Origin of the sequence: Bradyrhizobium sp. CCBAU 51627 (genome assembly GCF_028128765.1) — a bacterium.
Taxonomy (GTDB): domain Bacteria; phylum Pseudomonadota; class Alphaproteobacteria; order Rhizobiales; family Xanthobacteraceae; genus Bradyrhizobium.
Genome location: NZ_LBJG01000083.1, coordinates 33,958 through 57,294, shown reverse-complemented (window position 1 = coordinate 57,294; position 23,337 = coordinate 33,958). Strand labels below are relative to the sequence as shown.

Sequence of the window (23,337 nt, the reverse complement as noted above, 5' to 3'; positions counted from 1 at the left end):
CATGCCCTGGACGCGAGGGTGCGGGGAATGGGGCTGGACAGACTGGCGAAACTCTTTCCTGCGCCACCTGGCTTCGCAGAGTGGACCTAAGCTCCGGTCGTAGACGCAAAATCAGGCCCATCGACGCGGCTCTGCGTCATCCAGAGTTTCCACGCGCCTTCATGCTTGGCATATAGCTCCAGCCAGCGTTCCTCGTCGGGAGCAGGCCGGCAACCGTGCTCGACCCGCATTGCCTCAGTTCGACCGCCGTCCGGTTTGCTGTCGAGCCGCTCGAACTCAAAGGTCTCCTCGGGCGTAAGACCGATCAGAACGCGCTTGCCGACCGCATCGACAAAGTACCGCCGCGGCGCATTGTTGTCCTTGAAACAAGTCATGCCAAACCTCTTTGGTGTCGACGGGCCGCCAGCGTTTCCCGACGACGATCGCAAATCCCACTCAAACACCCGCATGAAGGTCACCGCCACCGCGAGCTCTCCTCGCGGCGGTCTCCTTTTGACGCAACGATCTCAGCTTCGAGTTGTGTCGAGATCGTGATGACGGTCGCTGATTTTGTGCTCAAGGGCGCGAATTTTTGGGCAGCATCCGGCTCTGCCCTGCTCGCGCGAATCAACCGACGAACCAGAAGAAGAATCTCACCGACGACAGAACAATGAAATAGACCCACCCCGCCATTGCGATCAGAGCAACGCTGAAGAAGATTCCTTCGTAGGCTCGCTCTCTTATCTTTGCGAGAGGCATGGCTGACAGCGCTTTTTGAAGCATCTCGATCTTCTGATCTGTTCGTATTGTTTGCGCGATCATAGCCGAACGAATTCGACGAACTCGTGACGCATCCACTCAGGAAATTCTTGCTGCTCGATGCGTGCCGCCACAGCATCATTCTTCAACCGACTTTGAATCCGCCTCTGTATTTCCTTGCCGAGCACGAAGCGGGACCTGGACGTGACGGCAAGCCAATCCCTCGATCGCGGGCCGGTATCGGCCCGGCACGGCCCGCAGAGCAGCAAAACCCCGGACTCATACGGAGCGTTGCGGCCGATTTTGTCCCGGTAAGGTTGAGAGGTTAGCTTAATCCGCGTTGTTTGTTGCGAAGTCTCACCGATCGCATATCCATCTTCGCACCGGGCTCCCCCAAGGCCCGGCCCCACCCGAGCAAAGCCGTCGAGCGACCTGGGTCCGCTGGGCGGCTTTGTTGTTGTGACGATGCGAGAGGATCATTTCGGTTATGGCACGCAAGCCCTGGTCGTTCAAGGAAGACCGCCGGCTCATGGAGCTGGCCAAATCTTCGACGTCAGTCGAAGAAGCGGCAAAACAGCTCGGGCGCTCGCCCGATGCGATCAAGCGCATGGCCCTGCGCCTCGGGCTGTCGCTCAAGTCCCGCGCTTCCAAGAAGAATTAACGCCAGACGCAAGTCTGCCGCGACAATCCGCGGACCTGTGCGCCTCCCGCCGGCAGGGACAGCCAGCTGCCGCGGTACGGCGCATCCGGACGCCTCAACGCTCTCGATCTCGCCACGCGCCGATGTTAAACTATCCGGCGACGATGATTGGACACTGTCCCGCCTTGCGGAGAACGGTCGCACAATTTGCCTCGCTATCCGCGTCATGGCCTGTTGGAGGATTGCACATGTTGTCCCGTGCCCTCGGCGTAGCATTGCTTCTGACTTTGCCCTCGATGGCCTCAGCGCAGGTTCCAGTGCGGTTCGGATTTCCGAACGGAGCGCCGTGGTGCGCATTTGGCTTCGACTGCAGATTCCTGAATTTTCGCGAATGCGCCGACTGGATCTATGATCCGGCGCACAACTGCCTGAAGAATCCGTATTTCGCGGCGCGCTACCCGACCGATGTCGACAAGGGCTGGTCCTACAACCGGCGTTGAACCTCGCGCCTAGCGGACGGCGCAACAGCAAGTCCGGTCAGGCACGAAACCATTTGTCCGGAACGCACCGTTCAGATCTACGCGTTTTAACGATGTTCTCGGCTTTCGGGAGCGGCGCCCTGGCCGAGCAGCTATGATGCCAAGATGCGCCGGAACCATCTCATCGCAGCAGCGGCCGTCTGCCTCGGTCTCATCGTCTATGCCACGCTTGCCAAGCTGGCGGGCAGACCGGTCCTCGTGGGCCATGCCGAGGCGTATTGGGTCGTCGTGATCGAACGATTCAGCGCCTACGCACTGCTGGGATTCCTGCTCTCCTTCCTGCTGCCGGGACGCCTCGGGCTGACTTGCACGCTCGTAGTCGCCGTCGCAGTCAGCCTCGAGCTATTGCAGGCGTTGACGCCCGACCGCGATCCAGCACTCATGGATGTGCTGCAAAAGGCGGCCGGCGGCACCGTCGGAGTCATCCTCGCCCAGACAATTCTGGCCTTTCTTCCGAGGCCGCCGTCCTGACGTGAGCTGCGCCCGATCGCGTCGTCGAGGCGATATGCGGATCAGTCCAACTGCCTACTTCGCCACCTGAGCGCGCAGTTGGCTGCCCGGATTGGCCGCGATGCTCCCGGACATCTGCCGATGGGTTTCGCGGAGAGCCGTGATCGCACGGTCGAGATCGAACTCGGTCTCGCGAAGGGTCTCGTAAAACCGCGCCATCAAGGCGGGATTCAGCTTGACGCGGGTGTTTCCATCGCGGCTCTTGCGGCGATCGAGCGACAGATGCAGGGCCTTCGCCCTGGCTTCAGCGGCGCTACAGCCGCTGAGTGTCGCGAATTCGTCATATGTCATCCAGATCTGAGGCATGTCCCTGTCCGCCTTTTGTTATGGGCCTCAACCTAGATTCCACATCTAAAAGCAAACTTGCCGCAGTGCGGTCGCCACATGCTTTCGCGACAACAGCGTCAACGCAAAGCTAAGGCGCGGGATCATCAGGACGCGGGAGGCCTGGAGGGCGCGAATGGAGGCCGCGGCCGCGAGCGGCCGTCGATCCCCTTGGGCAACTTGTCGGCGTTGAGCCTCACGATCCCGCGTTTGGGGCCGGCTGGAACGACTTCATCTTGGCTGTAGATCAGCGTCGCCTCGAAGCCGATTTCGGGCGCCTGCCTTGCCATGCCCGAGCATATCGCCATTGCGCCGCTGCTTGTGCCGGACAGATCGACCTCGACTTCATCAGGGCCGAACACGCTCGGGCTGCCCTCGGTATGCCGCTTCACGGTGAGGACGGCCGTGAAACGCTGCTGATCGACCTGATAGGAGCCGCCATAGGTGAAGAAGCTGTCGCTGCCAGAGATCCGTCCGTCGACCAACTCCACAAGGCCCGTGCCCTGAGCGCGCGCGGTCCTGAACCAGGCCACGTATTTGCCGTCTCTCAGCATGAAGAATATCCGTCGCAAATTGCAAACCTATTTGCGACCAACTCTGGGGCGCGACAATGACCGATGCGGCGCGCATTCGGCCAAGGTTAACGCCCGGCAAAATCAATTCGTCAAATTGCCGTCGCTGCACCGGCGACTTCGGCGGCAAACTCAAAATAGTTCTATGCCGTCATCCGCCGCCTCGATCGGCTCGACCGGACGCGCGGCAGCGGTCGATGCAAGCCCGAGGGATTGCAGAAATTCCCGATGAACGTTGCGCTCGCGCTCCATCGTGTAGCGCGCAAAGAGATCGTCGAGCAGTGCCTCATCCTGCGCCTGCGGTCGACGCGCGTCTGCACTTGCGGCCTCGAGCCGCGCAGCGACGGCAGGCAAGCTCGCGGAACTCCCATCGAGCGAGCTCATCAGGCCTTGCGCCGAATTCAACAGGCCTTCGAACTCCGCGCCTTCATCGACGAGCCGGTTCATCAACTTGCCGAGTCGCTCGTTGCCGGCCTCGACCTCGCGCAGCGCCTGGAGGATCTGCGGCTCGAGGTTGGCGAGCTGAGCGGGATCGCCCTGGACGCGGAGATGCTTCAATTCGTTGGCGGAGCGCTCGATGTCATCGAGGACCGGCCGCAGGCGTCCGGCGCCGGCCGAGACCTGGTCGGCGGTCGCCTTGAGCTCGTTGGCGATGACGACGAAGGCGCTACCGCGGCTGCCGAGATGGCTCGCCTTGAGGCCTGCGTTCATGCCGATCAGCGTGATATCGACCGTGGCTTCGGCCAGGCCCGCAATGGCCTGGCGGAATTTCGCCAGCGTATCCTCGACGACCGCCAGCGCCTCGTCGACCGAGCGGCCGGCGCTCTCGCAGGTGGCGATCAGGGTCGATGCCTGGGCCAACGTCTGCTTGACGCGATTCAGGAACGATGACGAGGAGCCGTCTTCGCCGCCGAACAGCGAGCGGCCGTGTCCGACGACGTTCCCTGCATCATTCAGGATCGCCGACAGCGCCCGGATGATCTGGCCGATATCGCCGCCGAACTCGCCTTGGGCATCCCTGAGCTGTGCCGCCTGCAGCCGGCGGATCGCATGCGCGCCGTCTTCGCTTGCGAGCGGTCCCGGAACGAGACTCGGCTCCGAGCCGGACGAAAGGCGCAGGCCATGACAGACATGTTCCAGGCGTTGCCGCGCGCTGTCACCGGCCTGCAAGGAAATGATTGCGCCGCCGACCGCCTCGGCGATCTTTCGCGTACTGCCGCTCGCGAGATCGGCGAGGTGGCTGCTCTTGCTGCGCTGGTCGTGCAGGCCGGAATAGGCCGCACCGAGTTCGGCGCTTTGCGCGGCCAGCAGATCGCCGTAGCGGCTCTCGAACTGCTTCTGCCGACCGGATGCGGCAGCGACCGCTTCCGACAGACGCTGCTGATCCCGCGCGCAACCCTCGATCGACGTCTGCACGGCCTTGCCGAGGTCGTAGGCTTCCTGAGTGAAAGCGAGAAAACCCTCGCGATCGCCGTCGAGCGACGCCGCCTCGATCCGCGCGCTGCGCGCGATGATGGTGATCATCTGGATATGCTTGAACAGAGGTTTCAGCAGCGCAGACGCCTCGGTCGTGTTCTTGCCGATCATCGCGAGCAGCGCACTCTCGGCCGGCAGCGCCCGCGCCAGCTCACTCAGCCGCGCCGCGATCTCCTGCAGCGCAGTTGCGGCTCCCTCGATCTCGGCGCCGGAGAGTTCCCTGGAAAGAGACGCAAGACCCTGATTCAGCTCCTTGAAGATGATGTGGCCGCGACCAAGTTCGTGGCCGACGCGCGCAAATACATCCTCGATGCGCGACGAGACGTCCTCGACCGCGGCGATCTCATCACTCAGCATGCTGGCGGGAGTGGCAGCCATCGCGATCAGCCCGCCGCCGCCGCGTGCCCGGCCTGGTACCAGTGCATGATCTCGCGCGGAATGTGATGCAGCGCAACCACCTTCTCGACCCCGCCATGCGCGATGGCTTCCTTGGGCATGCCGAACACCACGCAGCTCTCCTCGTCCTGCGCCCGGGTCGAGGCACCGAGCTTGCGCATCTCCAGCATGCCGCGCGCGCCGTCATCGCCCATGCCCGTCATGATGATCCCGAGCGCGTTGGCGCCGGCATGCTGGGCCGCGGAGCGAAACAGCACGTCGACGGAAGGGCGATGGCGCGAGACCGGCGGGCCATCCTTGATCGCGACCTGATAGCGCAGACCGATGCGCTGGAGCAGCATGTGGCGAGCGCCCGGCGCGATATACGCGCAGCCTGGCAACACCGGCTCACGATCCTCCGCCTCCTTGACGCGGATCTGGCAAATGCTGTCGAGACGCCTGGCGAAAGCGGCCGTGAAGCCCGCCGGCATATGCTGGACGATCAGAATGGGAGGGCAGTTCGCCGGCAGCATCTCCAGAACGTCATTGAGCGCTTCCGTACCGCCGGTCGATGCACCGATGCAGACGATGCCTTCGGTTGCCGGCCGGACCTTACCCTGCACCGGCGGCGGGATGATGGCGTCGGCCGTCAGCTTCTTCTCGATCACCCGTCGTTCCGTGCGCGGCCGTACCCGTGCGCGCGCCGCCGACTTCACGGATTCACGTAGTCGCGTGGAGCATTCGAGCAGCGCCTGCCGCGTATCGATCTTCGGCTTCGGCACGATGTCGACGGCGCCCGCCTCGAACGCCTCGAACATCACGTTCGACCCTTCCTCGGTGAGCGAGGAGCAGATGATCACCGGGATCGGGCGTTGCGCCATGATCTTGCGCAGGAACGTCATTCCGTCCATGCGCGGCATCTCGAGGTCAAGGATCATGACATCAGGGATTTCGTCCTGCAGGCGCCGCGCCGCCACGAACGGATCGGACGCCGTCGCCATCACCTCGATATCAGGATCCTCATTGAGAATGGTCTGAAGGATTTGGCGGACCGAGGCCGAGTCATCCACGATCAGCACCCGAACGTTTTCCTTGGGCATGTTGAGCGTGCCCCCAATCAGACCTGGAAAATGGTTGGCTGAACTTGCTTCAGACCCGGAACGGAGCTGTGAATCATGGATTCCGAGTGCCCAACCAGCAAATAGCCACCCGGTCGCAGATGGTTGCAGAGCTGCTCGACCACCTTCCGCTGCGTCGGCTTGTCGAAATAGATCAGCACGTTGCGGCAGAAGATCATGTCGACGTCCCGATCGACCGGATAGGACGAATCCATCAGGTTCATCCGCATGAAATGCGTCATGCGCCGCAATTCCGGCACCACCCGCACCTCACCGCGCGATTTGTCGCGCGACGACAGGAAATATCTCTTGACGAAATGCTCCGGCACCGGCGCGAGCACGTCACGGCTGTAGATCGCCGTCTTTGCCAGGCGCAGCACCGCGGTCGAGATATCGGTGCCGAGGATGCGGAACTCAAACCGCGACCCGCTTCGCGTCATGTCGTCCAGCACCATGGCCGCGGTATAGGCTTCCATGCCGGTCGAGCTTGCTGAGCTCCAGATCTTCAGGTTGGCGGTCCTGCGCTTGTGCGACTTCAGTAGCGCTGGGACGGCGGCCTCCCTCATGAACTCGAAATGCTGTGGCTCGCGGAAGAAATCGGTCTTGTTGGTCGTCACCACATCGATGAGATGGGTGAGTTCGACGTCGAAATGATCTGCCTCGAACAGATTCTCGACATACTCGTTGAGGTCGGAGAAATTCAACGCGCGCACACGCTTGTGCAGCCGCCCTTCCAGCATCAAGCGCTTGCCTTGCGGCAGCTTGATTCCGACCTGGCCCTCGATCAATTCGGCAATGGTGCGGAAATGACGGTCCGACAGATGCACGGCCATATCCTGAACGGCAGGCGTCATGGCCGCCTACCTGGGCCCGGAGCGACCGCCTGCACTGAATGTCGGGCCATACGGACCATTTCGATTCCTGCGCGTCTGCTGTAACCGAGACGGGTCGGTCTGGCCGAGAGGGCCAGGCCGATCCGTACGCTCCTAGCGCTGAAACTCGGCGTCCCGATCGTCCTCGCGATCGTTCAACTCGAAGGCAAAACCACCACCGCCGGCCGCCTTCGCCGCACGTGCCGGCTTGGCCTGCACCTTCCTGGCCGGACGATCCGCCGCCGCCATCTGCGCTGCCTTGGCGCGGAGCTGGGTCACCGCCCGGTCGGTCGGCGCTGCCGCCTGTTCCTTTCCGCTCTGCTCGATGCGGAAATAGGCGATCGTCGCCTGGAGCTGCTCGGCCTGCGAAGCCAGCTCTTCCGAAGTCGAGGACACCTGCTCGGAGGCGCTGGCGTTCTGCTGGCCGACCTTGTCGAGTTGCTGGATTGCCTGGTTGATCTGGGCCGAGCCGACGTCCTGCTCGCGGCAGGCCGCTGTGATCTCCTCGACCAGCTCCGCGGTCTTCTTGATATCGGGGACGAGCTTGGCCAGCATGGCACCGGCGTCCTGCGCGACCTTGACGGTTTCGCCTGACAGCGTGCCGATCTCGGCAGCGGCGGCCTGGCTTCGCTCGGCCAGCTTGCGGACCTCGGAGGCCACCACGGCAAAACCCTTGCCGTGCTCGCCGGCACGCGCGGCTTCGACGGCTGCGTTGAGCGCAAGCAGGTCGGTCTGCCGCGCGATCTCCTGCACGATGGTGATCTTTTCGGCGATCGTCTGCATCGCATTGACGGCACGTCCCACCGCCGCTCCGCTCGCTTCCGCATCCTTGGCGGATTGCGCGGCGATCTTCTCGGTCTGGTTGGCGTTGTCGGCATTCTGCTTCACGTTGGAGGCCATCTCTTCCATCGAGGAAGAGGCTTCCTCTGCAGACGAGGCCTGCTCCGTCGCTCCCTGCGAGAGCTGCTCGGCACTGGCCGAGAGCTCCTGGCTGCCGGCCGAGACGTTCTGCGCCGCGGTGAGAGCTTCCGAGACGATTTGCCGAAGTTTCTCGACCATGCGCTCGAGCGCGAGACCGAGCGTATCCTTGTCCGACAGTGGCGTGGCCTCGACGGTGAGATTGCCCTGCGCGATCGCATTGGCAACGGCGGCCGTCTTGTTCAAATTGACAGTCATCGCACTCAGCGACTTCAAGAGATCGCCGATCTCGTCGTTGCTGGACGCTTCGATCTTGTGACTGAGATCGCCAAGGGCAACCGCATCCGCCAGGCCGACGGCCTGTGTCAGAGAGCGGCTGATGTTGAGCGCGATCCAGATCGCGGCGACGACGGCAATGACCAGCGACGCAGCAACGAGGGCGAGCAAGGTGATGATCGCCTGGCTGCCTTCGACTTTGGCCGCCTCACTCTCCTCGGCCATCTGCTTCTTCACATAATTGATGTAGTCGTTTGCGGCGTTCAGCGCGGGCGTCGTGGCCGCGAGACCTTCTTTCATCGAGCGTTCGGCTGCCCTCGCCTTGTCCTGCTTGGCCGTCCTGAGCGTTTCGTCCTGCACCGTATTCGAATGGGCGTAGGCCGACGCGAATGCATCGATCATCTTCTTGCCGGCCTCACTCGCGCCGACATAGGCTTCGTCCTTGACCTTCAAGGCGCGTTCACGAAGCTGCCCGATCTGGCCAATAAAGTTGTTTTGATCGGCCTCAGTCGCCGCCAGGATCGCATTCTTCTCGGCTCGCACCTGGAGCAGAACGCTCTCCTGAAGCTCGGCGACTTTGGCAAGACGAGCCGCCCGCGCCGACAAGTGCCCCGTGGTGCCCACCGTGTCGTTGAGCTTCAGATAAGCAACGCCGCCGGCGACCATGGAAAGTAGGATGACGATGCCGAAGGCGCTCGCGAGTTTGGCTTTGACGGTAAATCTCATCTTGATCTCGTTGATTCGAATTGAGTTTGCTTGGGCCTGACCGCGCGTTATTCTTGTCGACTCAGGCGGCGCGCGATGTATCGGCGCCGCGCCCTTCCGGTATCTCGTCGTGGGCCATCAGCTTGGCCAGATCGAAGATGACGACGAACTTCTCGCCCTTGCGACCGATTCCGGCGGCATAGTCGGACTGCCATTGGCCGCCCACATCGGGCACGGGCTCGATCGCCTGCTCGTCGATATCGGTCACTTCGAACACGCAATCGGCGACGAAGCCGACGCCGACCAGACGGTCCTGCATCGGTACGTCGAGAATGATGATGCGCGTCGCTTCGGTCGCCGCCACATTTGGCAGCCCGAGCTTGGTCCTGAGGTCGACGATCGGATAGCCCGCGCCGCGCACGTCGATCATCCCGAGCAGGAAGCTCGGCGCGTGGGGAAGCCGCGAGATCGGCCGCATGTCGAGGATCTCGCGGACATTGCGGATGCTGATGCCGAAGGTCTCGCCGGCGAGCCCGAGCGTCAGATATTGAGAGGTTGCGGCCATTGCCAAGTCCCGGGTCAGTTGGGTTAAGCGGTGCTCAGCGTTGAAACTCGGCGTCGCGGTCGTCTTCGCCGTCATCCAGGTCGAAGGCAAAGCCGCCTCCTGCGCCCGCGACCTTCATCGCGCGCGCCGGCTTGCGCGCAGGCACGGGCTTCTTCGCGCCACGGTCGGCCGCCTGCATCTGTCCCGCCTTGTTGCGGAGCTGGGTGACTGCACGGTCGATCGGCGCGGAGGCAGCGCTCTCGCCACGGCCGGCTTGCTCGATTCGGAAGAACGAGATCGTCGACTGGAGTTGCTCGGCCTGAGAGGCGAGTTCTTCCGAGGTCGATGACACCTGCTCGGAAGCGCTGGCGTTCTGCTGGCCGACCTTGTCGAGCTGCTGGATCGCCTGGTTGATCTGGGCCGAACCGACGTCCTGCTCGCGGCAGGCCGCCGTGATTTCCCGGACCAGTTCGGCCGTCTTCTTGATGTCAGGCACCAGCTTCGACAGCATGCTGCCGGCATCCTGCGCGACCTTCACGGTCTCGCTCGACAGCGTGCCGATGTCGGCGGCCGCAGCCTGGCTCCGCTCGGCCAGCTTGCGCACCTCGGAAGCAACCACCGCAAAGCCCTTGCCGTGCTCGCCGGCGCGGGCAGCCTCGACTGCCGCGTTCAGGGCGAGCAGATCGGTCTGACGCGCGATCTCCTGCACGATGGTGATTTTCTCGGCGATGGTCTGCATCGCCTGGACCGCTCGGCCGACGGCGATGCCGCTGACTTCCGCATCCTTGGCCGACTGCGCCGCGATCTTCTCGGTCTGGTTGGCGTTATCGGCGTTCTGCTTCACGTTCGAGGCCATTTCCTCCATCGAGGAGGACGCCTCCTCGGCAGACGAGGCCTGCTCGGTCGCGCCCTGCGAGAGCTGCTCGGCGCTTGCGGAGAGCTCCTGGCTGCCGGCCGAGACGTTCTGCGCGGCAGTGAGCGCCTCCGCGACGATTTGCCGGAGCTTCCCGACCATGCCATTCAGCGACTTGACGAGATCGCCGACCTCGTCATTGCTGGTGACATTGATCGTCTGGCTGAGGTCGCCGCCCGCGACCGCACCAGCGAGGCTGACGGCACGTCCGAGCGCCCGGCTGATCGAGATCGAGATCCACAGCGCCGCGGCGATCGCAGCCGCAAGCGAGATTCCGATCAGGGTCATCAACATGAGCTGAGCCTGGTGGCCTTCTTCCTTCGACTGGACGGCTTGCTCGGCCATCTGCTTCTTGGTGTTTTGCACATAGGCGCCCATTGCTTCGAGCGCGTCCGCGACAACCTTGCGGCCTTCGTTCATCGAACGCTCGGTCGCTTTCGCCTTGTCGGTTCTCGCCAGGTTGATCGTCTCCTCCTGGTAGGCGTTCATCTTGCCGTAGACCGTCGAGAAGCCGTCCAGCAGCTTCTTGCCCGCTTCGCTGGCGAGAGCATAGACTTCATCCCGGCTCTTGATTGCGTCCTCGCGGCGCTTGACGGCGTCGGCGGCGAATTGTTGGGCCTCGGCATCATTGCCCAGAATGGCGTTTTTCTCCGCCCGCAGCTGCAGCAGGATGAGCTTTTCGATCTCGCCCGCCTTCTCCATTCGCTTGGCGCGCAGGACCATGCTGTCGGCAGTCGCCATCATGTCGCCGAGCTTCATGTAGGCGACGCCGCCGGCGACCATGGACAACACGATGACCAAGCCGAACGCGCTGGCCAGCTTTGCCTTGACCGTAAATCTCATCTTTCAGCCCCTGCCCCTAAGCCCCTCGCGGAGCCATGATCTCAATTCAGGATGCGTTCCATGTTGGGAACGATGACGAACTGTTCACGCCACTTCGCGATGAAACGGATGAACTCCGGCTTCCAGTGCATGCCGACGCGCGGCGTCTGCTGCACGTCGGTCTGCGAAATTTCCGTGACCTCGTAGACCTTATCGGCGGTGACGCCGACCAGGACGGGCTCGTTGTCGAGCTCGATCTCAATGACGACGATGCGCGTATCCGCAGAATCTTCGAGCTGCGGCATGCCGAAGCGGATGCGCAGGTCAGCAAGCGGAATGACGTTGCCGCGCACGTTGATCACGCTTGGAACGAAGGACCGGGCGCCCGCAACCTTGGTCACCGGCACAGGATCGATGATCTCGCGGACGAGGCCCGCGTCGAGTGCGAATTTCTCCTCGCCAAGGCCGATCATCACGACCTGCATCGCGTCGGCCTGGTGTTCCGTCGCCAAACCATCGCTCATCACGCCGCCTCGCTGATATGCTGCTTCTCGACTTTCGACTGCGCCAGCGCGATAAGCTGCGCCACGTCCAGGATCAGCGCCGCCGTCCCGTCGCCGAGAATGGTTGCCCCGGAGAAAATCGTGACGTCTGAATGCAGCTTGGAGAGCGACTTGATCACGGTCTGGTGGTTGCCAATGATCTGGTCGGCGACCAGGCCGACGTGAGTTTCGCCGGTCGAAATGATGATCGTCTTCTGGTGCTGATCAGGCGTACCCGAGGACGACATGAGCTCGCGCAGGCGGAGGAAGGGCACGAGGTTGCCACGCACGTTGAGGAAGTTGCGCCCGCGGGACCGCTCGTCCTCGGCAGTCAGCTCGATGCACTCCTCCACGGCCGACAGCGGAATGATGTAACGGCCTTCGCCGACGCGGATCAGAAGGCCCTCGATGATGGCGAGCGTCAGCGGCAGGCGCAGCGTCACCGTGGTGCCCTGCCCCGGTCGGGTCGACAAGTCGATCGAGCCGCGCATGTTCTCGATGGTGCGCTTGACCACGTCCATGCCGACGCCACGACCGGACAGCGCAGAAATGGTCTGCGCGGTCGAGAAGCCCGGATGGAACAGGAATTGGTGGATCTCGTGATCGGACAGCGCAGCACCCGGAGCGATCAGGCCCTGCTCTTCGGCCTTGGCGCGGATGCGGGCGGTATTAAGGCCCCCACCGTTGTCCTTCACGGTGACGAGCACCTGCGCACCGGAATGCACGGCCGCGAGCTCGATGCGGCCCTGCTCGGACTTGCCGTTGGCGGAACGGGTCGCAGTGTCTTCGATACCATGGTCGATGGCGTTGCGGATCAGGTGCACCAGCGGATCGGCCAGGCACTCGATCATGGTCTTGTCGAGCTCGGTATCCTCGCCCGAGGTGACGAATTCAACCGGCTTCGACAGGTCCCGCGACAGATCGTGCACCAAGCGGCGGAAGCGGCCGAACAGCGAGCCGATCGGCACCATGCGGGCGCCCATCGTGGTGTCGCGCAAGGACGAAGCGAGGCGCTCGATCTCTTCCGCGATCATCTTGATCGAGAGATCCGAACCCGCGGATGCGAGCTGGGTCAGGCGCGCTTGCGCGATCACGAGCTCGCCGACCCGGTCCATCAGCTCGTCGAGGCGCTCGGCCTGAACGCGGACGGTGGCGATGCCGCGATCGTCGCGCTTGGCTTCGGCCTTGGGTTCGATCTTAGGTTCGGTCTTGGCTTCGACTTTGACTTCGGGCTGAGCTTGCGGCCCGTGCTCCGCCTTTGCGACGAGCTGCTCGACAACGGGAGCCTCGACGGTCGGTGCCGGCATCTCGGCCGCCAGGGCGGGCTCCTCGTCGAGGAGCTGCAACAGCGGTGCCGGCACGGGTGCTTCGACATGCTCCAGCGGTGAAAGCGTCAGCTTCATCTCGTCCGAGACGAACATGAAGACGTCGTCGATCGCGGCCTTGTCGCAGGCCGCGTGCAGCTTGACGTCCCACTTCAGATAGCAGTCTTCCGGTTCCATCTCGTCGAGGAACGGAACGCCGTCGGTGATCGGCACGACGAAACAGGGGCCGAGCTTACAGAGATCTTCCAGCAGATCGAGCGGGTTCGAGCCGTTGCGCAGGATGTGGGATTCGAATTCCAGGAAGAGGTGCCAGCCAGCCTGCTTGCTCCCGCCGGGGGCCAGCGGCGGAGCCTCGGCGATCTCGACGACCGCCACAGCGGGCTGGTCGGAAGACACGAAGCGCTTGAGGTCGTCGAGGATGGCTTCACCGATGATATCGTCAGTCGACTGCGGATTCTCGATCAGCGCGCGAATATAATCCTTGGCGGCGAGCGCGACCGAGATCAACTCCTGGGTCGGCCTGATCTCGCCCTTGCGGACACGATCGAAGGCAGTCTCGAATTCGTGGGTGAAGGAGGCGACCTTGTCGAAGCCGAACATGGCGCCGGAGCCCTTGATGGTATGCAGGGCGCGAAACGCGGAATCGACCAGTTCGCGGTCGTCGGGACGCTGACCGAGGTCGAGCAGGGCTCCTTCCAGAACCTCGAACAGCTCGCTCGCTTCCTGTCGGAATATCTCGGTCGGGTCCATCGCGCTCATGCGCGCACCAGTTTTGCGACGACGGCGAGCAGTTGCTCGGGCTTGAACGGCTTTGTGATCCAGCCGGTGGCCCCGGCGCTCTTGGCTTCCTGCTTCACCGTGTCGTTGGATTCGGTGGTCAGGAACACGATGGGCATGCCGACGGCGCTCGGCAGCTTGCGAAGCGCCTTGATCAGCTCCAGCCCGTTCATGACGGGCATATTGAGATCAGTGATCACGAGATCGAGCTTGCCGGCCTGCGCCTTGGCGAGGCCCTGCGCCCCGTCACCGGCCTCGATCACGCTATGACCGGCCGGCTCGAGCACGACCTTGATCATCTGCCGGATGCTGGGAGAATCGTCGACGGTGAGGATCGTGGCCATTAGACGCCATCTTTCTTTTGCGGAAAGTGCTGACCAATCATTGCCTCGCTGGCGAAGCCGGCGCGGCGAAGGGTGTTGCGCAGAGACTGGGAGAACGATGTGAGCACCACCGGGCGGCCCCGGGCCTCACCGGTCTTGGCGGTCGACAGCAGAAGTTGAATCGAGGTCACGTCGGCCTTGTCGACGCTTGAGCAATCGATCTCGAGTCGGTCCTGCCGGCCGAAGGCTTCGCGGATCAGGTCGTAGACATTGCGGATCGCAGCGATGCTGCAATCTGCAGGCAGCCGTAGGGACCACTTCGGCTCAGTGACATCAGACGACATTCGCCCCCCAAATTGACTGGAAGCTCCGCTGCCCCCAACGGCGCGAATCCCACACGACGACTATCCGGGTCCGAGAGTATGCAAACCCCTAATGGAATGCTCCGTACAACTACGGGTCACAATCCTTATAACTTCGCGCGTGCATGCAAACGTGCATGACCCGCTCAAATCTCATGCATGGCGTGCAGCGTCGAGGCCGTTTGCCGCGGCGGGACATTTGCTCCGCGTTAAATCGCGCGGGCTATTCATTGGGATCACGCCTCGCCATCCGAACGAGTCCGGTCGCCGATGCTGGCCCAAGCGCTTCTGGTTGATGACAGCCGCTCCGTCCTCAACTTCCTGAAACGTCATATCGAAGCGGAAAGCCTCGTCGAGGCCACCACATTCCTCGACCCGGTCGAGGCGCTGGCTTGCGCGCGCGAGCGCGTATTCGACCTCGTGCTTGTCGACTATGAAATGCCGCACATGGATGGCATCAGCTTCATCCGCGCGCTTCGTACGCTACCGGCCTGCACCGATATTCCGATCGCGATGATCACGTCGCGACAGACCGACGACATCAAGATGGAAGCGCTGCAGGCGGGTGCAACCGATTTCCTGCCCAAGGCACCGCAGAGCATCGAGATGACGGTGCGTTTGCGGAATTTGATTCAGCTTGGTGCAGCCGTACGCAAGCTCAACGATCGCGCTGCGCATCTGGCCAGCGAGGTCGCTGCCGCGACACGGAAACTCGGCGAGCGCGAGGAGGAGATCATCCTGCGGCTCGCGCTCGCGGTCGAGTACCGCGACAACGACACCGGCGAGCACACGCTCCGGGTCGCCCGCTACAGCCGGATCATCGCCGAACAGCTCGGTCTCCCCGCCCGGCTCTGCCGCGACATCTATCTGGCCGCCCCGCTGCACGATGTCGGCAAGGTCGCCATTCCCGACGACATCCTGCTCAAGCCGGGCAAGCTGACCGAGGACGAGATGGCCGTGATTCGCACCCATGCGACGATCGGCGAAAAGATCCTGGCCGATTCCAGCTGCGAGCTGATCCAGCTCGGTGCACAAATTGCCGCGGGCCATCACGAGCGCTGGGACGGCACCGGCTATCCAAACGGCCTTAAGGCGGACGAGATCCCGGTCGCGGCGCGCGTGGTCGCGGTCGCCGACGTGTTCGACGCCCTGACGACGCGACGACCATACAAAGAGCCGATGCCGCTGGAATTGGCGCGTGACCATCTAATCGAGAACCGGGGACGGCAGTTCGATCCGGCCTGCGTCGAGGCCTTTCTGTCGCGCTGGGATGAGGTGCTGGGCATCGCCGCCCGGCCGAGCACGACGCTATTTCAGAAATCAGAGGCTGCCTCGCACTCTCTATAATATGAGGACATAATATGAGGACCGCCGGGAGCCGTCCGGACCAAGGCGGCCCGCCGGAGACCACCGCGGTCTGATATGCGCATGCATTCACGGTTTGCCGAGCCGCCGTTTTCTGCCATCAACGGTTTGAACCTGTTCCTGCTTGGGTGCACCAATACCAAGAGTGATTCTGATCACACTTCCTTGGGCCGTCTTCTGCTAGGCTCGCGCCGGGGCGAGGATCGGTCGCATATCGTTCGAACTGGATAAGAAAATCATGAGAAGCCTGATCGGCGCCATCGTGGGCGTCCTTTGCCTGAGCGCGCCAGCCGTCGCGCAGACACCCGCTGCCATCGTCGAGGATGTGCAGGGCAAGGTCGAGGGCATCGAATTCATGGACTATGTGGCGCCCGGCAAGATCATCAAGCTTGGCCCCAAGGCCGGTATCACGCTCAGCTACCTGAAATCCTGCCTGCGCGAGACCATCACCGAAGGCGTCGTGCTGGTCGGCACGGAGCAGAGCACGGTGCAGCTCGGCAACGTCCAGCGCGTCAAGGTGCCGTGCGATGGCAACGCCGCCCAACTCTCCGAGCGCGAGGCGAACCAGAGCGCAGCAACCACGTTCCGCAGCATGCGAGCCGATACCAACACCAAACTGCCGACGATCTACGGCGTCGCCCCGCTGATCCAGGCCAAGAGCGGCAGCACGCTGGTGATTGAACGCACCGACGGCAAGGAGCCAACGATCACACTTCCGCTCAAGAACGACATCATGGTCGCCAGAAAATTCTACGACCTTTCGAAAGCCGGCAAGTCTCTGACCCCGGGCGGCAGCTATCTCGCGAAGCTCGGAAACAAGCGCTACACCTTCCAGGTCGACGCCAGCGCGACCGCGTCGCCGACCCCGATCGTCGGTCGCCTGCTGCGGCTTGAATAGACCCACGGCAGCAACGATGCGGCGGATCGGCAGACGGGACATCGTTGCGGCGATCCTGATTGCACTCGTCACTGGCGCGGCTCTCACGTCTCCGCCGCTCCAGAGACTGCAGGGTCTCTCGCTGGACATACTCACGGCTTTGCGCTGGGAGCTGGCTGGCGACCGCCGCGACCCCGCGACATCGCCGGTTGTCGTCGTCGCGATTGACGGGGAGACCTACGAGACCCCGCCCTTCAAGGGGTCGCCGACGCAGACCTGGACCCGTGAGATCGGGCGGGTGCTCGGCAGCATCACGGATGGCGGCGCCAAGGTCATCGGATTCGACGTCATCTTTCCGAGCTCGATCGAGCAGTCGGAAATTCCCTTCGGCGATGCGTCATTCGGCAGCCGCGTGAGAGGATTTGACCGGGACTATCTGATCGCACTCAGGCGGCTCTCCGACGGCGGCAAGCTCCTGCTCGGCGAGATTCTCAGCAACGACCATCCGGACAGGCCCGATCGCGCGCAACAGTTGGCGGTGAGGAACAACATCCGCTCCCTCAACGTCCATACCGACGCCGACAACGTGATCCGGCGAATGCCGCTCAGCTTTTCCGTCGAGGGACAGCCGGTGCCCACAATGGCCGTCGAACTCGCGGCACGCTCGCTCGATGCAAGGCCCGAAACCGGACCGAGCGGCGTGACGAAGCTGTCGGACTATGCGATCCCGAGCGCGGTCCCCAACACGCTCACGCTCAACTTCCGCGGCATGGGCCGCGACATCCCGACCTATTCCTTCGCCGATTTGCGCGCCTGCGTCGAAAAAGCAGATATCGACTTCTTCCGCCGCGCCTTCGACGGCAAGATCGTGTTGCTCGGCAGCCTCCTTACCTTCGATGATCGCAAGCTCACCTCAATGCATTTGGGCCGCGGATATGACGGAACGCCGGCGGCGCGATGCGCCCTGCCCGCTCCCGCGCGCGCCGCGCGAGCGGCACGCAGCTCGGTCGCCGGCGTCTTCGTCCATGCCACGGCCATACGAAATCTGCTCGAGCATGATGCCATCACCGAGATCGGCTTCCCGCTGCGGCTTGTTCTGACGATCATGTTCGCGGCCATCATTGCCGCTGTCGCCTGCCTGCTCGCTCCGACCGGCGCGGCGCTCACCTGGCTTGGGCTCACCCTCGTCTACGCCGCTGTGGCTGTCGGCATGTTCGTGCACGCCATCGCACTTCCCCTGGCCGAGCCGGTGCTTGCAGGCCTTGCAGCCCTCGCAATGATGATCGGTTACCGCTTCGTGATCGCCGACCGCGAGGAGCGCTTCCTGCGCAAGAGCTTTGCGTTCTATCTCGCGCCGGAGGTGATCGACAGCATGGTCGCCTCCGGCAAGATGCCCGCGCTCGGCGGCGAGATGCGCAACATCACCATGTTCTTCTCGGACCTCAGCGGCTTTTCCTCGATTGCCGAGAAGATGACGCCGGCCGAACTGGTCGCACTGATGAACGAATATCTCTCCGCCATGACCGACATCATCGAAAGCCATGGTGGCTATGTCGACAAGTATATCGGCGATTCCATCGTCGCGATGTTCGGTGCGCCGGCCGATGATCCCGATCACGCCCGGAACGCGGTCGCCGCCGCGCTGCAATGCCGCGACCGGCTTGACGAGCTCAACGACAGCCATCCCGCGTTTCGGGGCCGCGGCCTTGCCCACCGCATCGGGCTGAACAGCGGCGAAGCCGTGGTCGGCAATATCGGCTCGCGCCGACGCTTCAACTACACCGTCATGAGTGACACCGTAAACCTCGCCTCACGGCTCGAAGGTGCCAACAAATATTTTGGCACCGTGATCCTGGCGTCCGAGATGACCGTGAACCAGAGCGGCGGCGTCTACGCCTGGCGCGAACTGGACCTGGTCAGGGTGCACGGTCGCGACGAGCCGATCAGGGTGTACGAGCCGCTCGCGGAGAAGGACCAGGAGACCCAGGACCAAGGCATCCGCGCGGCGAACTACGCCAAAGGACTTGCGTACTGGCGTGCGCGCGACTTCGCAAAAGCCGCCGAGCAGTTCGAAAGCATCGCCGGCGATGATCCGCCGTCGCGATATTTCGCCAGACGTGCGCGGACACTGACGGCCAATCCACCGCCGTCCGACTGGACGCCGGTAAACACGCTGGAAGGAAAGTAGCCGTCTCGCCTCCTTCCCCGGAGTATCCTTCCCTGGAGGAGCGCGACAGCAAGGCCGCCGTTCAGAACGGCAGCCCCACATAGTTCTCCGCGAGCAACCGCTGTGCCGTCTCGGACGACAACAGGTACTCCAGCTCGGTCTGCTGGAGCCGGTCTTCGTACTCGGAACGGTCGGGGAAGCGATGCAGCATCATCGTCATCCACCACGAGAAGCGCTGCGCCTTCCAGATCCGCGCCAGCGCCTTGGCGGAATAGCCCTTGAGCCCTGAATCGTCGCCTTGCTGATAATGCGCGAGCATCGCGTGATAGAGATAATAGATGTCGGACGCTGCACTGTTCAGCCCGCGCGCGCCGGTCGGCGGCACGATGTGGGCGGCATCGCCGGCGAGGAACAGGCGGCCATAGCTCATCGGCTCGGCGACGAAACTGCGCAGCGGCGCGATGCTCTTTTCGATCGAGGGACCGGTGATCAGTCGCGCGGCGACCTCGTCCGGCAAGCGACGCTTCAGCTCGGCCCAGAACGCATCGTCCGACCAGTCCTCGACCTTGTCGGTGAGGGGCACCTGGACGTAGTACCGGCTCAGCACCTGTGAGCGCAGCGAGCAGAGCGCGAAACCACGTTCGTGCTTCACATAGATCAGCTCCGGAGAGACCGGCTTGGTGCGCGACAGCACGCCTAACCAGCCGAACGGATAGACCTTCTCATATTCGCGCAGCACGTCCTTCGGGATCGATTTGCGGCTGACGCCGTGGAAGCCGTCGGCGCCGACGATGTAGTCGCAATCAATGCGGATGGTCTCGCCGTTTGCCCGATACGTCACGTAGGGCCGATCCGAGGTCAGATCATGCGGTGTCACGTCTTCGGCATTGTGCACCACAGCGCCGCCGAGACGGTCGCGCGCCTCGTAGAGGTCGCGCGTCAACTCGGTCTGGCCATAGACCAGCACCGAATTGCCACCGGAATGCTTGTGCAGATCGATATGGGAGAGCACGCCATCATGAGCGATCTCGAATCCATTGTGGATCTCACCCTCGCGGTCCATCCGCTCGCCGCATTGCGCCTCGCGCATCAGTTCGGCGAAGCCGTGCTCGAGCACGCCGGCACGGATGCGGGCCAGCACGTGGTCGCGGCTGTATTTTTCCAACACGACCGTGTCGATGCCCTTCAGGTGCAAGAGCTGGGACAACAGCAGCCCGGACGGTCCACCACCGATGATACAGACCTGAACTTTCATTTTTCCGTCCTCCCGTCTGCACTTTTTTGCAGATTTCGCAGCTCGGACCGATGGAGGCTTCCGCCATTGTCTTGTACTATTCGAACATGAGAACCACAGCCCCCATTCCGGCCATCCGGGTCTACAATCTGTTCGGCGAGGCCAGCGACCTGCCCGATGTCGTCCATTGCGAGACGATCGCGTCCCGCTCGGTGCTGCATGACTGGAACCTTGCCGTGCACCGGCATGCCCGGCTGCACCAGGTGCTTCTGATCGAGCGCGGCGGCGGCGAAGCGACGCTCGACGGACGCGTCGTGCCCTTGAAACCGATGCAGGTCGTCAACGTGCCGGTTGGCCATGTCCACGGCTTCCGTTTCATTCCAGGAACCCAGGGCTGGGTGCTGACCATCGCTGCGGAAATCCTGGACGAGGCGCTGCTTGCCGCCGAGGGGCTGCGCGGCGTGCTATCTCGATCGGCGGTGGCGCGCGGCACGGCGCAGATCCGCGCCACCATGAAGCAGATCTTCGCCGAGCATGCCGCACGCGATTTCGGCCGTGCGCATGTGCTGCGCGCATTGTCGGCGGCCATGATCGGCCTCGTGGCACGTGCGCTCACGGGCGAGAGCGGCGGCGTCGGCAACGCAGAGTCAAACCTATTCCGTCGTTTCGAGGCCCTGCTCGAACAGCATCATCTGGAGCGCTGGACCGTGGCGGACTACGCGAAGGCGCTCGCGATCACGCCGACGCATCTCAACCGCGTCACGCGCGCGGCGACCGGCGATACCGCCTCGCACCTGATCCTGAACCGGCTGATCCGCGAAGCGCGGCGCAACCTCGTCTATACCAATCTGCCCGTCTCGACGATCGCCTACGCACTCGGCTTCGAGGACCCCGCTTATTTCAGCCGGATCTACTCCGCAGCCACCGGGCTATCGCCGCGCGCCTTTCGCGCACAACTCCATGGCGGGGACTAGCGCGTTACTCTCGTGCCGCCTCACGCCCAGGCTCTGCGGACACATCCTCCGGATGCCTCTTTTCGTAGTGCAGGAACAGATCCAGTAACGCCAGAAACACGATGACGATGCCGAAACCAATGCTCAGATGCATCGCGCGCGTATGCGGAAATCCGAGCAGCCAAGGCGAGACAATCAGCCAGACGCCCATCAGGACGTTGATCCACTCCTCCCAGTCCTGGTAGGCAATGATGGCCGCCAGCGAGAGCACGACGATGATTGCGCTCGTGATCCAGAGGTCGATCTTGCCCTGGCTGTTCGTCAGCTTGAACAGCCACGGCGATATAAAGAGAACCGCAGCGAGAAATAGATTGTAGACGTCAGGGGCGGTTTCGCGCTCTTTCAGCCTGCTCATGATACCCTCCGCGTGGAACCTGTCGAAGCAAAGATCCAGAAGCGATTTGGTTCCCGACCGGCCGAGGTCCCCTGTCTAGACTTTGGTCTCACTCATGCGTCGAAGCGGTGGCGACAACAGAAACGGCCCCGTCGTCGGACGGGGCCGCTTCATTGCAGACGGGATCAATCAGACGTCGAAGAACACCGTCTCCTCCGGCCCCTGCAGATTGATCGTGAAGGAATACACGATCTTGCCGGCACGCTCGCCACGTCTTGCGATCAGGGTCGCCCGTCGTACCGGCTGCTCGATCAGGTTGAGCACCGGGTCGGCGGCGTTGGCGGCTTCTTCATCCGAGAAATAGAGGCGCGTGTTCAATCCGATGTTGATGCCACGCGCAACGATCCAGACGTTGACGTGCGGGGCGCATTTGCGACCCGCCTTGTCGATGATCGCGCCGGGCTTGATTGTCTCGAAAGTCACCAGCCCGCTCTCGAAATCGGAACCCGCGCGGCCCCAGCCGCGGAAGTCCTGGTCCAGCGCGCCGGCTGAGCGATCGGCCGGATGGTTGTAGCGGCCGGCCGCATTGGCCTGCCAGATCTCCAGCAGCACGTCGCGCAGCGGCGTGCCGGTGCCGTCGAGCACCCTGCCTTCGAGCGTGATGCGTTCGCCTTGCGTGTTCGGCGTCACCAGCACATTGGAAAAGTTCTTCTCGAAGATATCGAATCCGGCCATGGCCGGGATCAGGCCGATATGGACATAGGGCCCGGCGGTCTGCGAGGCGGTTTCCTTGAGATAGTTGAGCGGCTGCGGCATGGATCTTAGTTCCCCGCGGTACGATTTTCGAAATAGGTGGAGCGCTGGCCGCGCAGGACGATATCGAAGCGGTAGGCGAGCGAGTCGAACGGCGTCGAGGCGTTGAGGTCGAGTGGCGCCACGAGGCGGTCGAGCGCGTCCTTGTCCGGGATCGTCGTCAGGATCGGGCAGACCGGGATCAGCGGGTCGCCTTCGAAATACATCTGCGTGATCAGCCGCTGCGCGAAGCCCGAGCCGAACACCGAGAAATGGATGTGAGCCGGGCGCCAGCTGTTGACGTAGTTGCGCCAGGGATAAGGCCCCGGCTTCACGGTGCGGAAATAATAGTAGCCGGTGTCGTCCGTCAGCGCGCGGCCGCAGCCGCCGAAATTGGGATCGATCGGCGCAAGATACGTATCCTTCTTGTGCCGGTAGCGGCCGCCGGCATTGGCCTGCCAGAACTCGACCAGCGTGTTCGGCACGCCGCGACCGGTCTCGTCCAGCACACGGCCATGGACGATGATGCGCTCGCCGACGGGATCGCCGTCCTTGGCGTAGTTGCGGATCAGATCATTGTCCAGCGGGCCGAGATCGTTGTGACCGAACACCGGTCCCGTGAACTCGGAGACCGAATTCTCCAGCGACAGCAGCGACTGGCGCGGGGAACGCAGCACTGAGGATTTGTAGCCGGGCGCGTGCGCCGGCGGATGGATCGAGCGGTCGCGCTGGAAGAAGCCGCCGTCGCGCGGCGTGAACGGCTCGGGGCGATTGAGGCGGGGGTCCTGCAAGGCTGGCGCCTGGGCATTCATCGGCGGTGTCTCTCCCTGTGACCGCGACCGGTCCTGGCGCGGCGTGTTGGCGGGATCATGGGCCGGCCTATT

Annotated in this window: 25 protein-coding genes; 7 read left to right on the top strand and 18 right to left on the bottom strand. The window is 63.2% G+C overall.

Going from position 1 to position 23,337, the window contains the following annotated elements; all coding sequences use genetic code 11:
- Nucleotides 1-86: 86 nt before the first annotated feature.
- Together XH88_RS29325 and XH88_RS29320 are read right to left on the bottom strand one after the other, a co-directional pair.
- Nucleotides 87-464: a hypothetical protein gene (locus tag XH88_RS29325; RefSeq protein ID WP_333909274.1), complete on the bottom strand. Its 378-nt coding sequence runs from the start codon at nt 462-464 to the stop codon at nt 87-89.
- Nucleotides 465-606: 142 nt separating this feature from the next.
- Nucleotides 607-762, bottom strand: a complete 156-nt coding sequence (locus XH88_RS29320) for a hypothetical protein (RefSeq protein ID WP_271671701.1) — start codon at nt 760-762, stop codon at nt 607-609.
- A gap of 463 nt (nt 763-1,225) precedes the next feature.
- On the opposite strand from XH88_RS29320, the gene XH88_RS29315 reads away from it, so the two are divergent.
- The 3 genes from XH88_RS29315 to XH88_RS29305 all read left to right on the top strand — a co-directional run bounded on the left by XH88_RS29315 (nt 1,226) and on the right by XH88_RS29305 (nt 2,388).
- Nucleotides 1,226-1,399 carry a hypothetical protein gene (locus XH88_RS29315; protein WP_271671700.1) on the top strand — a complete coding sequence of 58 codons (174 nt, stop codon included), beginning with the start codon at nt 1,226-1,228 and terminating at the stop codon, nt 1,397-1,399.
- 227 nt (nt 1,400-1,626) lie between these two features.
- Entirely contained in the window at nt 1,627-1,878 is a 252-nt protein-coding gene (locus XH88_RS29310; RefSeq protein WP_271671699.1) for a hypothetical protein, read from the top strand.
- A gap of 144 nt (nt 1,879-2,022) precedes the next feature.
- Complete coding sequence (locus XH88_RS29305; protein WP_271671698.1) at nt 2,023-2,388, top strand: VanZ family protein; 366 nt, start codon at nt 2,023-2,025, stop codon at nt 2,386-2,388.
- Nucleotides 2,389-2,442: 54 nt separating this feature from the next.
- Here the strand turns inward: XH88_RS29305 and XH88_RS29300 are convergent, their stop codons facing one another.
- From XH88_RS29300 to XH88_RS29245, 12 genes are all read right to left on the bottom strand, one after another.
- On the bottom strand, nt 2,443-2,733 hold the full coding sequence (locus tag XH88_RS29300; RefSeq protein ID WP_271671697.1) for a hypothetical protein: 291 nt from the start codon (nt 2,731-2,733) through the stop codon (nt 2,443-2,445).
- A gap of 125 nt (nt 2,734-2,858) precedes the next feature.
- The gene (locus XH88_RS29295; RefSeq protein WP_271671696.1) at nt 2,859-3,305 is read right to left on the bottom strand and encodes a hypothetical protein; all 447 of its coding nucleotides are present in this window, start codon (nt 3,303-3,305) and stop codon (nt 2,859-2,861) included.
- Nucleotides 3,306-3,455: 150 nt separating this feature from the next.
- Nucleotides 3,456-5,177, bottom strand: coding sequence for a chemotaxis protein (locus XH88_RS29290; RefSeq protein WP_271671695.1), 1,722 nt, complete (start codon nt 5,175-5,177; stop codon nt 3,456-3,458).
- Nucleotides 5,178-5,182: 5 nt separating this feature from the next.
- Entirely contained in the window at nt 5,183-6,274 is a 1,092-nt protein-coding gene (locus tag XH88_RS29285; protein WP_271671694.1) for a protein-glutamate methylesterase/protein-glutamine glutaminase, read from the bottom strand.
- A gap of 17 nt (nt 6,275-6,291) precedes the next feature.
- On the bottom strand, nt 6,292-7,146 hold the full coding sequence (locus XH88_RS29280; RefSeq protein ID WP_271671693.1) for a CheR family methyltransferase: 855 nt from the start codon (nt 7,144-7,146) through the stop codon (nt 6,292-6,294).
- Between the two features lie 132 nt (nt 7,147-7,278).
- A complete protein-coding gene (locus XH88_RS29275) occupies nt 7,279-9,084 on the bottom strand; it encodes a methyl-accepting chemotaxis protein (protein ID WP_271671692.1) in 1,806 nt (601 codons plus the stop codon).
- A gap of 61 nt (nt 9,085-9,145) precedes the next feature.
- A complete protein-coding gene (locus XH88_RS29270; protein WP_271671691.1) occupies nt 9,146-9,628 on the bottom strand; it encodes a chemotaxis protein CheW in 483 nt (160 codons plus the stop codon).
- A 34-nt stretch (nt 9,629-9,662) separates the two neighbouring features.
- Nucleotides 9,663-11,363 (bottom strand): methyl-accepting chemotaxis protein, encoded by a 1,701-nt coding sequence (locus tag XH88_RS29265; RefSeq protein ID WP_271671690.1) that lies wholly within the window; start codon nt 11,361-11,363, stop codon nt 9,663-9,665.
- A gap of 41 nt (nt 11,364-11,404) precedes the next feature.
- Entirely contained in the window at nt 11,405-11,866 is a 462-nt protein-coding gene (locus tag XH88_RS29260; RefSeq protein ID WP_271671689.1) for a chemotaxis protein CheW, read from the bottom strand.
- On the bottom strand, nt 11,866-13,968 hold the full coding sequence (locus XH88_RS29255; RefSeq protein ID WP_271671688.1) for a chemotaxis protein CheA: 2,103 nt from the start codon (nt 13,966-13,968) through the stop codon (nt 11,866-11,868). The genes XH88_RS29260 and XH88_RS29255 overlap by 1 nt, the downstream gene beginning before the upstream one ends.
- Complete coding sequence (locus XH88_RS29250) at nt 13,965-14,330, bottom strand: response regulator (RefSeq protein ID WP_092300982.1); 366 nt, start codon at nt 14,328-14,330, stop codon at nt 13,965-13,967. The genes XH88_RS29255 and XH88_RS29250 overlap by 4 nt, the downstream gene beginning before the upstream one ends.
- On the bottom strand, nt 14,330-14,653 hold the full coding sequence (locus XH88_RS29245; RefSeq protein WP_271671687.1) for an STAS domain-containing protein: 324 nt from the start codon (nt 14,651-14,653) through the stop codon (nt 14,330-14,332). The genes XH88_RS29250 and XH88_RS29245 overlap by 1 nt, the downstream gene beginning before the upstream one ends.
- Before the next feature lie 288 nt (nt 14,654-14,941).
- Between XH88_RS29245 and XH88_RS29240 the strand changes: the two genes are divergently transcribed.
- From XH88_RS29240 to XH88_RS29230, 3 genes are all read left to right on the top strand, one after another.
- Nucleotides 14,942-16,018 carry an HD domain-containing phosphohydrolase gene (locus tag XH88_RS29240; RefSeq protein ID WP_271671686.1) on the top strand — a complete coding sequence of 359 codons (1,077 nt, stop codon included), beginning with the start codon at nt 14,942-14,944 and terminating at the stop codon, nt 16,016-16,018.
- A 256-nt stretch (nt 16,019-16,274) separates the two neighbouring features.
- Entirely contained in the window at nt 16,275-16,934 is a 660-nt protein-coding gene (locus XH88_RS29235; protein WP_271671685.1) for a hypothetical protein, read from the top strand.
- A gap of 16 nt (nt 16,935-16,950) precedes the next feature.
- Nucleotides 16,951-19,101, top strand: coding sequence for an adenylate/guanylate cyclase domain-containing protein (locus XH88_RS29230; RefSeq protein WP_271671684.1), 2,151 nt, complete (start codon nt 16,951-16,953; stop codon nt 19,099-19,101).
- Between the two features lie 61 nt (nt 19,102-19,162).
- On the opposite strand, the gene pobA is transcribed toward XH88_RS29230, so the two are convergent.
- On the bottom strand, nt 19,163-20,335 hold the full coding sequence (gene pobA / locus XH88_RS29225) for a 4-hydroxybenzoate 3-monooxygenase (protein WP_271671683.1): 1,173 nt from the start codon (nt 20,333-20,335) through the stop codon (nt 19,163-19,165).
- A 50-nt stretch (nt 20,336-20,385) separates the two neighbouring features.
- On the opposite strand from pobA, the gene XH88_RS29220 reads away from it, so the two are divergent.
- The gene (locus tag XH88_RS29220) at nt 20,386-21,288 is read left to right on the top strand and encodes a helix-turn-helix domain-containing protein (RefSeq protein ID WP_271671682.1); all 903 of its coding nucleotides are present in this window, start codon (nt 20,386-20,388) and stop codon (nt 21,286-21,288) included.
- Between the two features lie 4 nt (nt 21,289-21,292).
- On the opposite strand, the gene XH88_RS29215 is transcribed toward XH88_RS29220, so the two are convergent.
- From XH88_RS29215 to pcaH, 3 genes are all read right to left on the bottom strand, one after another.
- Nucleotides 21,293-21,682, bottom strand: coding sequence for an SPW repeat protein (locus tag XH88_RS29215; protein WP_271671681.1), 390 nt, complete (start codon nt 21,680-21,682; stop codon nt 21,293-21,295).
- 168 nt (nt 21,683-21,850) lie between these two features.
- A complete protein-coding gene (gene pcaG, locus XH88_RS29210) occupies nt 21,851-22,477 on the bottom strand; it encodes a protocatechuate 3,4-dioxygenase subunit alpha (RefSeq protein ID WP_271671680.1) in 627 nt (208 codons plus the stop codon).
- A 5-nt stretch (nt 22,478-22,482) separates the two neighbouring features.
- Nucleotides 22,483-23,265, bottom strand: a complete 783-nt coding sequence (gene pcaH / locus XH88_RS29205; protein WP_271671679.1) for a protocatechuate 3,4-dioxygenase subunit beta — start codon at nt 23,263-23,265, stop codon at nt 22,483-22,485.
- Between the last annotated feature and the right edge of the window lie 72 nt (nt 23,266-23,337).

Coding starts and splice junctions, on each gene's coding strand:
- XH88_RS29320 (WP_271671701.1), bottom strand. CDS start 762: ATGCTTCAAAAAGCGCTGTCAGCCATGCCTCTCGCAAAGATAAGAGAG.
- XH88_RS29315 (WP_271671700.1), top strand. CDS start 1,226: ATGGCACGCAAGCCCTGGTCGTTCAAGGAAGACCGCCGGCTCATGGAG.
- XH88_RS29310 (WP_271671699.1), top strand. CDS start 1,627: ATGTTGTCCCGTGCCCTCGGCGTAGCATTGCTTCTGACTTTGCCCTCG.
- XH88_RS29305 (WP_271671698.1), top strand. CDS start 2,023: ATGCGCCGGAACCATCTCATCGCAGCAGCGGCCGTCTGCCTCGGTCTC.
- XH88_RS29300 (WP_271671697.1), bottom strand. CDS start 2,733: ATGCCTCAGATCTGGATGACATATGACGAATTCGCGACACTCAGCGGC.
- XH88_RS29295 (WP_271671696.1), bottom strand. CDS start 3,305: ATGCTGAGAGACGGCAAATACGTGGCCTGGTTCAGGACCGCGCGCGCT.
- XH88_RS29290 (WP_271671695.1), bottom strand. CDS start 5,177: ATGGCTGCCACTCCCGCCAGCATGCTGAGTGATGAGATCGCCGCGGTC.
- XH88_RS29285 (WP_271671694.1), bottom strand. CDS start 6,274: ATGCCCAAGGAAAACGTTCGGGTGCTGATCGTGGATGACTCGGCCTCG.
- XH88_RS29280 (WP_271671693.1), bottom strand. CDS start 7,146: ATGACGCCTGCCGTTCAGGATATGGCCGTGCATCTGTCGGACCGTCAT.
- XH88_RS29275 (WP_271671692.1), bottom strand. CDS start 9,084: ATGAGATTTACCGTCAAAGCCAAACTCGCGAGCGCCTTCGGCATCGTC.
- XH88_RS29270 (WP_271671691.1), bottom strand. CDS start 9,628: ATGGCCGCAACCTCTCAATATCTGACGCTCGGGCTCGCCGGCGAGACC.
- XH88_RS29265 (WP_271671690.1), bottom strand. CDS start 11,363: ATGAGATTTACGGTCAAGGCAAAGCTGGCCAGCGCGTTCGGCTTGGTC.
- XH88_RS29260 (WP_271671689.1), bottom strand. CDS start 11,866: ATGAGCGATGGTTTGGCGACGGAACACCAGGCCGACGCGATGCAGGTC.
- XH88_RS29255 (WP_271671688.1), bottom strand. CDS start 13,968: ATGAGCGCGATGGACCCGACCGAGATATTCCGACAGGAAGCGAGCGAG.
- XH88_RS29250 (WP_092300982.1), bottom strand. CDS start 14,330: ATGGCCACGATCCTCACCGTCGACGATTCTCCCAGCATCCGGCAGATG.
- XH88_RS29245 (WP_271671687.1), bottom strand. CDS start 14,653: ATGTCGTCTGATGTCACTGAGCCGAAGTGGTCCCTACGGCTGCCTGCA.
- XH88_RS29240 (WP_271671686.1), top strand. CDS start 14,942: ATGCTGGCCCAAGCGCTTCTGGTTGATGACAGCCGCTCCGTCCTCAAC.
- XH88_RS29235 (WP_271671685.1), top strand. CDS start 16,275: ATGAGAAGCCTGATCGGCGCCATCGTGGGCGTCCTTTGCCTGAGCGCG.
- XH88_RS29230 (WP_271671684.1), top strand. CDS start 16,951: ATGCGGCGGATCGGCAGACGGGACATCGTTGCGGCGATCCTGATTGCA.
- pobA (WP_271671683.1), bottom strand. CDS start 20,335: ATGAAAGTTCAGGTCTGTATCATCGGTGGTGGACCGTCCGGGCTGCTG.
- XH88_RS29220 (WP_271671682.1), top strand. CDS start 20,386: ATGGAGGCTTCCGCCATTGTCTTGTACTATTCGAACATGAGAACCACA.
- XH88_RS29215 (WP_271671681.1), bottom strand. CDS start 21,682: ATGAGCAGGCTGAAAGAGCGCGAAACCGCCCCTGACGTCTACAATCTA.
- pcaG (WP_271671680.1), bottom strand. CDS start 22,477: ATGCCGCAGCCGCTCAACTATCTCAAGGAAACCGCCTCGCAGACCGCC.
- pcaH (WP_271671679.1), bottom strand. CDS start 23,265: ATGAATGCCCAGGCGCCAGCCTTGCAGGACCCCCGCCTCAATCGCCCC.